The sequence below is a fragment of the Propionibacterium australiense genome, assembly GCF_003666605.1.
GTDB classification, from domain to species: Bacteria; Actinomycetota; Actinomycetes; order Propionibacteriales; family Propionibacteriaceae; genus Propionibacterium; species Propionibacterium australiense.
The window spans coordinates 1-9,428 of sequence record NZ_RCIV01000031.1 but is presented as its reverse complement, the minus strand read 5'-3'; the positions used below and the strand labels follow the sequence as shown (position 1 = coordinate 9,428).

Below are 9,428 nucleotides of genomic sequence, written 5' to 3'. Positions count from 1 at the left end.
AAGATGGCTTCGGCTTTCATCCGCACAAGTACGTAAGTGTCTGTGCGTTTCTTCCATCTGATCAGGACAGCGGTTTCTTCCGGGGTGACCTCGATCTGCATGTCTCAATCATATCCGAAACAAGACCACGAATCCATCAAAAATACGATTTCGTTTCATGACGGCCATAGATCGGTCTTCAGTTGACTCGGCGTCCTTTGCTCGCAGACAAAGCTCCTCGAATAGCCGCAGTTGGACAGCGTCATCACTTTCTCGAAGTAAATTAGTAATTTCAATGGGGATGCCTGTTGGTGGTTGAATCATCGCAACTCACCTCGATCCACTACTTCGATGTCAGGCAGCTTAATCAAAGGAGCCTCGCTCGATGTGTCACCCATTGCTGCTCCAGTACTGATCATTGTTATGAATGGGGTTGAATGATCAGAGGCAATCCATCATATTCGACTCGGGCTTCCCGGATCAGTCACGAATCCGGGGGCCAAAGACATCTCGTTCAGACACAATCTTACCGCAGTGGCAGAAGGACTATCGAGCCACCCTCCGGCTACTCACCGAGGAGAAGCCTTCCAGTAACTTCTCGTCGCTTCCACCGCTTGGCACCGTCAAATTCGGCAAAAACATCTTTGCATAACCATCAGTGATCGAAAGGGCCGCCTTCTCCTTTCCATGAACGGGGATTTCGATATAAATGTCCCCTCGTGCCTGGCAGGTACTTGCGGCGGTTTCTCTTTTGATCATCCCATGTATTTTCAATCATCTTCAGCTGGTCTGGATTCAGCTCCAATATGTCAGTAAGCCAGGTTAGCTGCTGAATGTCCAGACTATAGACAGGGCAGTCGCAATCGACTAACAGTTGCGCTGTGATAATTGTCGCGCGCGCGTATTCTTTACTACTGATGAGAGTAATGATCGCCTGGCTTGACTGCAGGCTTATTTCCGAGTAGTGCCGCATGAGCATATGCGATAAATGAAGAGGAACATCAAGTGCGCTTGCATCGATGCTATATTGCTGTCGTGGTACAAGGGATATGAGGGTGCGTAGCTCTTCTATGGCATCGGCTTCCAGAATAGTGGGATCAAGCTGTTCGAGTAGGTAAGCCTGTTCCTCTGAGAGTTCAGGGAGCACTTCTGACAGCGAATAAATCAAAGAATCGCAGGCGATTTCAAACTCTCCCGCATAAAGATCGAGAAGTATGCTTTCAACCTGCTCTCTTCCCAGGCTGTCCTGTAGCTCGCCGGCGATCAGCGTAATGGCTGCCTCGGTGCTTTCCGCGGGGGAAAGATGCGGCTTTTCTGGTTTCATGATTTAGCTATTCCTATGGTCGTCATGGAACAAAATCGTTTTCGGTTTCGAGGGGGGATTCGAAGTCGTAGCTGAAGGTGCATCCGGTGATGTATGAGGCGAATGCTGTGAAGGTCTGCTCGGGGTCTCGTGCTGGATGTTCGCGATATTGTTCTTGGCGGTGTTCCAGACATGCTCAACCGGATTGTGACCGGGAGCGTACGGCGGCAGGTCTTCCTTCTGGGCGCGTGTGAGTTTCGCGGCGTTCTGATTTCCCGTGTCCGGTCAACACCGAACAGCATCCTGCTGGTCTACCAGTCGGCAAGCCATTCCCGAACGGCTTTCTCGCTGCGCTCGACCATTTCAGCGATAATACTCACATCGACACCGCGAGAGGCATACAAGATCGCTTCGGCTTTCATCTGCACCAGCGCGTAATTATCTGTGCGTTTCCTCCACCTCATCAGAACAGCAGCGGTTTCTTCTGGGGTGACCTTGATCTGCATGCTCTCATCATATCCGAAACAAGGCCCTGAATCCATTGAAAATACGGTTTTGTTTCATGGTGGCCATAGAAACCGACAAGAACTTAAACCGGGCCATCAACAAAATAAGATGACCGATCAACAAGCCATCGCTAACCTCAAACCGGGCAAACCCTCAAAACCCGCTACAGGTGTTCCATTAACACCCCTATGCCATCACAGCAATACTATGGCTGTCATGAAACAAGATCGGTTTCTGGTTGGGGTTTGGGGAGGTGTTCGAAGTCGTAGTCGAAGGTACGACCAGTGACGTATGAAGCGAAAGCTCCGAAAGTTTGGTCCGGGGTTTCTCGCTGAATGTTCGCGATATTGTTTTTGGCGGTGTTCCAGACGTGCTCAACAGGGTTGTGGTCGGGCGCATAAGGCGGCAGGAAGATCGGGGTGATGCGTTCCAGGGGCTGGCCCGGCTCATACAGGCCGGTGAGGGCTTTGGCGTGATGGAACCGAGCATTGTCCAGCACGACCGCGATCTTCTCGGTCCGGGTTTCGCGCTGCAGCCGTTCCAAGGCGATAATGATCTGTTCAGTGTTCTGGTTCCCCTCGATCGGATACAGCTTCACCTTCTTGTTGGTGAGGGACAGGGCGCCGAAGAACGACTGGGAAACTTTCTGCTGGTCCACGTACAGTTTCGTGCGCTGACCCCGCGGGAGCCACATCCTTCTGGTCTCTGCTTCGTGTTCCAGGCGGACCTCATCGACGGCGTAGACCTCCCAGCCGGCCTCCAACAGCTGGTTGACCTGGGTCTTCACCTCGGCCATGCGCCGGATGATGACCCTCTCGTCGCGGTGCTTGTCGAACGGGTCGGGCAGTTTGAAACTCAACCCGCAGAACCGCAGCAGCAACTGATAGGAGGAGTCTGACTCGTACTCGACATCGAACAAGATCTTCACCACGTCACGCAGGGCCGGAACACCCCAGAACTCGGCGTCGATCCCGGACCGGGAGGGCGGCTGGGCCAGAACCGTCTTGAGGTCTTCCTTCTGGGTGCGGGTGAGTTTCGCCGCGTTCTGGTTCCCCGCGTGCCCGGTCAACACCGAGCACATCCTGCTGGTCTGCCAGTCGGTCAGCCATTCCCGAACGGTTTTCTCGCTGCGCTCGACCATTTTAGCGATGATTCCCAGCCCGACTCCTTCGGAGGCGTACAGGATCGCTTCGGTTTTCATCCGAACCAGTACGTAATTGTCTGTGCGTTTCTTCCACCTGATCAGGACAGCGGTTTCTTCCGGAGTGACCTCAACCTGCATGCTCCAATCATATCCGAAAACAAGACCAGAAATCCATCAAGAATACGGTTTTGTTTCATGCCAGCCATAGGAATCTATTCACCTGTACCCTATGAATAAGCTTCAAGGGTTGAGTGTAAACCTCTAGGAGAGGGTTACTGACAAGCTTCAATGCTCCCGTCAAGAAGATCGATTCTGAAGGTGCGAGGATTCCAATCCCAGTCTGCTGTCACAGTCAACTTGCCCTCTTTCGTGGAATCAATTCTGAACCCGTCATCAGCGAGCTTTGGAGTAGCCCATGCAAGTTGACCTTTTTCACCCACCGCCGCAATGTATTGAAATGAGATCAATACTAGCCTAGCTGGACATACTATAGGAATGATTTCGACTACGGGGAAAACTTGATCAATCTCCTCGGCGTCTTCGGGGGTCAAAACATCTACCAGGATGATGGTTCCCCCTTTGGCAAACAGAAATACATCTGGATTTGGTGTCGTAAATAGTCCAGAAACATAACCGAAATCACTATACGGCAGGATCATCGTGTAAGGATCTGTGTTGAGGGGTTCAACCAAGAGGGGCACGCCCCAATTCACGCCGTTGATCTTGTAATCCACAGGTCCTGAAGGTAGATCAATTCGATTGACGGTGTAATTCGCTGGGTATGCGTCATCGATGCTATTCATCGGTCCTTCTCGAATAGTCGATGCATATGGTCTCAGTTCTCTGGACTTCAGTCATTCTTGGTCCTATCACGTCATTCTCGTCGATCTATTCCTCGGATAGTCTATCAGGTTATCTCTTGTTAGTGCCGACTCGGTAAAGAATATTCTGCTGCGCCTGTTGTCGTATGGCCGTCATGAATCGAGATCGGTTTCTGGTTGGGGTTTGGGGAGGTGTTCGAAGTCGTAGGTCGAGGTGCGCCCAGTGATGTATGAGGTGAATGCTCCGAAGGTTTGGTCTGGTGTTTCGCGCTGGCTGTTTGCGATGTTGTTTTTGGCGGTGTTCCAGACGTGCTCGACCGTGTTGTGATCGGGCGTGTACGGCGGCAGGAAGATCGGATGATACGTTTCCAGCAGCTGCCCCGACTCGTCGAGGCTGGTCAGGGCTTTGGCGTGGCGAAATCGGGCATTGTCCAATACGACAGTGATACCACGTGGCGCAGGGCCGGCACGTCCCAGAACTGGGCGCCGATACCGGACCGGGAGGGCGGCTGGGCCAGAACCGTCTTGAGGTCTTGTTTCTGGGTGCGGGTGAGTTTCGCCGCGTTCTGGTTCCCCGCATGCCCGGTGAGCACTGAGCACATCCTGCTGGTCTGCCAGTCGGCCAGCCATTCCCGAACAGTTTTCTCACTGCGCTCGACCATTTCAGCGATGATACTCACGTCAACGCCACGAGAGGCGTATAGGATGGCTTCTGCTTTCATGCGCACCAGTGCGTAATTGTCTGTGCGTTTCTTCCACTTGATCAGAACTGCGGTTTCTTCCGGGGTGACTTCAACCTGCATGCCCCAATCATATCCGGAACAAGACCACAAATCCATCAAGAATACGGTTTTGTTTCATGGTTGCCAGAATAAGCCTCCTTGTTTCATGACGGCCATATCTTCAACAATTATTAAGCGATTCCGGTTGACACACGCGGTGCTGTCGATCGCCTCAAAGAAGATCTCCCACAGTTTCAAACAAGTCGTTACGCAGGCTATCTAATTTATTAGTAGCCAGCTTATCTATAACGCCATTTTTGTAAATTATTGCATCGTTGAAGCTTCCCATCCCTCCATATAATCTAAGAATTATTCTCGCCAAACTTGACTGGTCTTCAGCTGAATTTGCATCCTTTGCTCGCAAGCATAACTCTTCAAACTGTCTTAAATGGACATCATCATCATTTCCGCGAAATAAGTTGGTAATCTCTGTGAGGATACTTACTAGCCCTCGGTTCATCTCAACGCCCATTGATCGACTACTTCAACGCCAGGGATATCCCAAGGTTTTTGTACAACAATCTGCTCTGTCCCGCCCACGAAAAGATCTCCTTGGTTGGCTACGGTTCCTGTATGGATGGTGGTGCCTGCTGGAAAACGAATGGCGAAACCTGTATCAAGTGGAGCTGGTGTCCCGTCGGGCCATACATGGGGAATTGCTTTGTCTATTCTTGTTTGAATAATTCCCATTGGGGGCTCCGAGGAGAAGAATTGGCCTAGTGGACGACCTGAAGTAGAGCCTGCACTGAAGACCTGGCGGATACTCCACACCGGCTACCGCAGACCCCTGCACACCTTCCCGCAAACCATCACAGCAGTCACCGCACTAGAATTCTTCAAAAACAGTTTTGAATAACCCTCAATCTCCCATCCTGTCATGTTAGGACTGGGTTGTCAGTTATGTCGTGCAGCAAAGCCTCTCCAAGAGGCTTTCTCGACCACGCGGCAGGGGGACTCCCAGGAGGGTAGGGCTGCCTCGATGGCTGGTATGTCTGGCTCTGTGTAATCCGGTGGAGTTATTGTCATGCCGGGAACATCGAGAACGGCGAACTCGGCTTCCTCGGAGAGTATGGACAGTGACAGGTCCCACATTGCAATAATGGAGAACTCTATATCGTTTCCCCGTTTCATTGCTTGTGATTTTCCGATGGTGAATGCTCGAATCCCGTCTCGTCTGGACAGCTCGCTGGTCCACAAGAGTCTCTTAACGCCGCGGGCTACATATAATCCCGCTATCCCGTCTCGAAATTGCAGAGCTGTTCGGAATTCCAGGAGGACGCCTGCGGTTTGTCTCCGCGAGTCAACAAGAACATCAAGGAATTCGGACTCAAGGAGGGATTCTTCAGATTCGAAAGGATTGCTCTCTGTTATTAATGGCGCGTCGATCATGGACAATTGTTTAGGATAGGTCAGTAGATCACGGATCAGCATCTTAGTCTCATTTCATTGTCATGAAGGCCAAGGGTTGGGGAATTCGATGTGGCGGATGGGGTGGGTGTTTGGAAGAGTTTGTCCTGTCCCGGGGTGAATTCCTTGTTCGTCTTTATTCATATATACGGCATAACCATTCGGGTGAGGATATTTTCCTGAAGTTGTGGGCTCCATGATTCTTATCTCGGTTACCCGGTTGGATAAACCTTTTGTTCCGGCTGGTATTGGGTAACGTAACCCTTTTCCTGATTTTACAGGACTTCCTACTGCTCCTTCGGGGACTGCTGGGTACTCGACGCCTTCGATAGTCAGCGTCGTTGGGCGGGGCGGTACAGGATCCGCTGGTGTTGGTTTGAGGTGTCCGAGGATGTTTTTTCCTGCGGTGGCCAGGCCGTGGCCGGCTGCCCCGCCGACACCGCCGAGTACGCCGCCTTCGACGCCGCCGATGGCGGTGTTTGCCAGGAAGCCGCCCACCGTGTGCGGGCCGGGGCCGGTCAGGTAGCCGTAGCCGGATCCGCCGGCACCGGCTGCCGCACCCGATGTGGCGCCGGTCGTGATCGCGGTGCGCAGTGCGGTGGCCCCCAGTTTCGAGGCCAGCTGAGTGCCGCCCTTGAGGAAGGCGCCGGCCGCTGCTCCACCAGCAGCGCCGAGAAGCCCGGAGACGGCGACCTGCCCGTAGTCGACCTGGCCGGTCATGGCGCGCTGGATGATCGTGTCGGCCCCGGCGCCCATGAGCATGCCGCCCAGCGGTCCTCCTACGCCGGTGGCCATAAGGATGCCGCCGGCAAGGACCATCGCGCCGCCGATGAGATAGTCCTTGTTCTTCTTGGCCCAGCCGATCAGGCCGCCATGATCGTCCTTGTAGGCCTCCAAGTCGGCATCGGACAAAGGTTTGAGACCTGCCGGGTCGCTGAAGGACAACGGGTCGTTCGCCGCGTACGAGTAAGGATTGGCGGCCCACGGCGCCAGTGGTGACTGTTCCACCGGGTCGGGGGACAGGAACGAGAAAGTCCCGGGGTCGTAGACCCGGGCCCCGAGAAGCTCCAGACCGTCCAGGCCCACAGCGCCACCGGCGCCCAGCCAGACCCCATTGGCCTCGGTGGCCGGTGCCGGTGAAGCCCACGGATCACTTCCGTCGGCTGGGCGAACAGGCCTGTAGCTGGAGCTGACGAGGGTGTCGTTCACCGCCGTGGCCCCCGGCAGACCTGCCACCGTGTTCTCGCCGAATCCGGTCAGCGATGGCACGGGCCCGGACAGATCCCAGGTCAGATCGACCCCGCCGACGCGATTGGGCAGTCCCAAGCCGTCACGGTCGATCCGCCACGCGCGGCCGCCACGCGGGGTCTGCCGCGTCACCGCCGACAGGTGCCCCGACGGGGCCCACGAATAACTCCACTGCCCGCCCGGCCCATCCTGGCCCGTGCGACGTCCTGCGGCGTCATAGGTGAACCGGGTCAGCCCGCCGGGCCCATCCGCGCTCACCAGCTGCCCCGCGGCGTCATAGCTGAAGGCGGTGACCTCGGACTCTCCCGAGGATTTCCGCACGGTGCGTGACGTCAGATGACCGGCCCGGTCCCAGGTGAAGGACTGCTCGCCATCGGGCCCTTTCACGCCGATCAGCTGACCCGCCGGGTCGTAGCTGTAGTGGACGGTCCCTGTTGGCCCGTCCACCGCTATCACGCGCCCTGCCTCGTCGCGGCTGATGCGTCTGCTGGTGGTGATGCCGTTCTCGGTACAGCTGTGCGCGACGACACGACCGGTCTCGTCGCGATCCCAACTCTGGCTCAGCCCCGGCCCGTCCATGCTCACCAGACGCCCCGCAGCATCACGGCGGACCGCTACCGGGCCGAATGCCGTGCCCTCCACGTGGACGAGCGCTCCGGCCTCGTCGTAGGTATAGCTGGTCCGCTGCCCGCCCGGGCCGGTGAAACCGGTGCAGGCGCCATCGGGGTCCCACGACCATTCACCCACGGTTCGTCCATCGCGGACATGCCGGGTCAACCGGCCCAGCCGGTCGAAGCTGAGCTCGTCGAGGGTTCCTCCCGGCCCCGCCACGCGAAGGCCACGTCGGCTCTGCTCAGCCAGTTCGTAGCAGGTCTCGTCCGGCAGGCCCTCCTTGCCTGCGGCGATCCGCTCGACCCGTCCTGCCGCGTCCCAGTCCCAGGTCAGACGCTCGCCGGTGTCATCGGTCTGCCACAGCTGGCGACCTGCTGGGTCATAACCGGCCCGCGTGGTGCGCCCCAGCGGGTCGACAAGTGTCTCGACCCTGTCGGTGGCGGTGTACGTGCGCCGGGTCACATTGCCCAGCGGGTCCGTGACCTTCACCAGGCGTCCGCACTGGTCGTAGGCGTACTGGGTCACGCCGCCCAGCGCGTTCGTGACCGATGTGAGCTGGCCCGCGGCATCGTAGGAGAACCGCACCAGGCCCCAGGCCGTTGACCGGATCGAGCGTACCCGGCCGACCTTGTCATAGTTCCACGTAGCGTTTCCCCGCCCGGGGCTGGTCATCGATGTCACCCGGCCGCATGGATCGTAGGCGATGCGTACCGGCCCCGCTGGGCCGTCCTGCGCGATGAGGCGCGAGGCCGCGTCATAGGTCATGACCGTGCGCGAGCCGTCCGGGGCTGTCACGGCGGACAGGCGCCCGCACCGGTCCCACTCGTAACAGGTGCTCCTGCCCGCCGGGGAGAGCTCCTCCACGACGCGGCCAGCGGCATCGCGCACCAGTTTCGTCAGGCCACCATCGGAATCCAGGGCCTCGACCACCCTGCCACACAGGTCACGGACGACCACGCGCGCATCAGGGTCCTGCGGCTCGGACGCTCCCGGCGTGGGGACACTGCTCACCGAGACCGGACGTCCCAGGGCGTCCACGTCCAGTCTCTCGGCCCCCGAGGCATCGGAGACGGTCAGGGCTCCATCGCTGCTCCACGCCAGCGCCTGCCGCACCCCGGTCGGGTCCGTCATGGCAGTGGCCCGGCCCACAGAGTCGTAGTCAGTGCGCCACACCGCGCCCTCGGGATTGACGACCTCGGTCAGCCGCGACAATCCATCGTGGACGTACGACCATTGGCGCCCATCAGGCAGGCGTACCCCGGCCAGATTGCCCAGGTCGTCCCATTCCTGCTCTAGGCGCCGCCCCAGCGGGTCGATACCGGCCGTCTCCTGGCCGGCAGGACCCAACTCCACTGTCGTGCGCGCACCAGTTGGATCGATACGAGCAACAAGACGGCCTGCAGCGGAGTACTCGAACCGCCAGGTCGCCCCGTCCGGGTCCCGGCGGGAGACGAGCCGCCCGGCCCCGTCGTAGCGGAACTCAGTCTCGGAGCCACAGGGATCAACAGTCCCGATCACCCGGCCTGTCCCATCACGGACGAGCCTTGCCATGTCTCCTTCGGCGTTCATGACCGACACGAGGTCGCCGTGCTCGTCATAGCCGAAGCCGATTCGTACCCCCGTCG

Annotated in this window: 10 protein-coding genes; all 10 read right to left on the bottom strand. The window is 57.5% G+C overall.

Going from position 1 to position 9,428, the window contains the following annotated elements; genetic code table 11:
• Positions 1-634 precede the first annotated feature (634 nt).
• Entirely contained in the window at positions 635-1,303 is a 669-nt protein-coding gene (locus tag D9T14_RS13410) for a hypothetical protein (protein ID WP_126464269.1), read from the bottom strand.
• Positions 1,304-1,593: 290 nt separating this feature from the next.
• Positions 1,594-1,788: a hypothetical protein gene (locus tag D9T14_RS12840; protein ID WP_119162915.1), complete on the bottom strand. Its 195-nt coding sequence runs from the start codon at positions 1,786-1,788 to the stop codon at positions 1,594-1,596.
• Between the two features lie 215 nt (positions 1,789-2,003).
• A complete protein-coding gene (locus D9T14_RS12835) occupies positions 2,004-2,990 on the bottom strand; it encodes an IS630 family transposase (RefSeq protein ID WP_182482085.1) in 987 nt (328 codons plus the stop codon).
• A 215-nt stretch (positions 2,991-3,205) separates the two neighbouring features.
• Entirely contained in the window at positions 3,206-3,736 is a 531-nt protein-coding gene (locus D9T14_RS13405; RefSeq protein ID WP_126464268.1) for a hypothetical protein, read from the bottom strand.
• 171 nt (positions 3,737-3,907) lie between these two features.
• Positions 3,908-4,189 carry a transposase gene (locus tag D9T14_RS13750; RefSeq protein WP_170175751.1) on the bottom strand — a complete coding sequence of 94 codons (282 nt, stop codon included), beginning with the start codon at positions 4,187-4,189 and terminating at the stop codon, positions 3,908-3,910.
• Complete coding sequence (locus D9T14_RS12825; protein WP_119162913.1) at positions 4,153-4,557, bottom strand: helix-turn-helix domain-containing protein; 405 nt, start codon at positions 4,555-4,557, stop codon at positions 4,153-4,155. Before D9T14_RS12825 ends, D9T14_RS13750 begins: the two co-directional genes overlap by 37 nt.
• 151 nt (positions 4,558-4,708) lie before the next feature.
• Positions 4,709-5,008 (bottom strand): DUF6966 domain-containing protein, encoded by a 300-nt coding sequence (locus D9T14_RS13400; RefSeq protein ID WP_126464266.1) that lies wholly within the window; start codon positions 5,006-5,008, stop codon positions 4,709-4,711.
• A complete protein-coding gene (locus D9T14_RS13395; protein ID WP_126464265.1) occupies positions 4,993-5,226 on the bottom strand; it encodes a hypothetical protein in 234 nt (77 codons plus the stop codon). Before D9T14_RS13395 ends, D9T14_RS13400 begins: the two co-directional genes overlap by 16 nt.
• Positions 5,227-5,430: 204 nt before the next feature.
• Entirely contained in the window at positions 5,431-5,967 is a 537-nt protein-coding gene (locus D9T14_RS13390) for a hypothetical protein (protein ID WP_126464264.1), read from the bottom strand.
• Positions 5,968-5,985: 18 nt separating this feature from the next.
• Positions 5,986-9,428 (bottom strand): RHS repeat-associated core domain-containing protein (locus D9T14_RS12820; protein WP_310793711.1); only part of this gene is annotated, 3,443 nt, incomplete at its 5' end.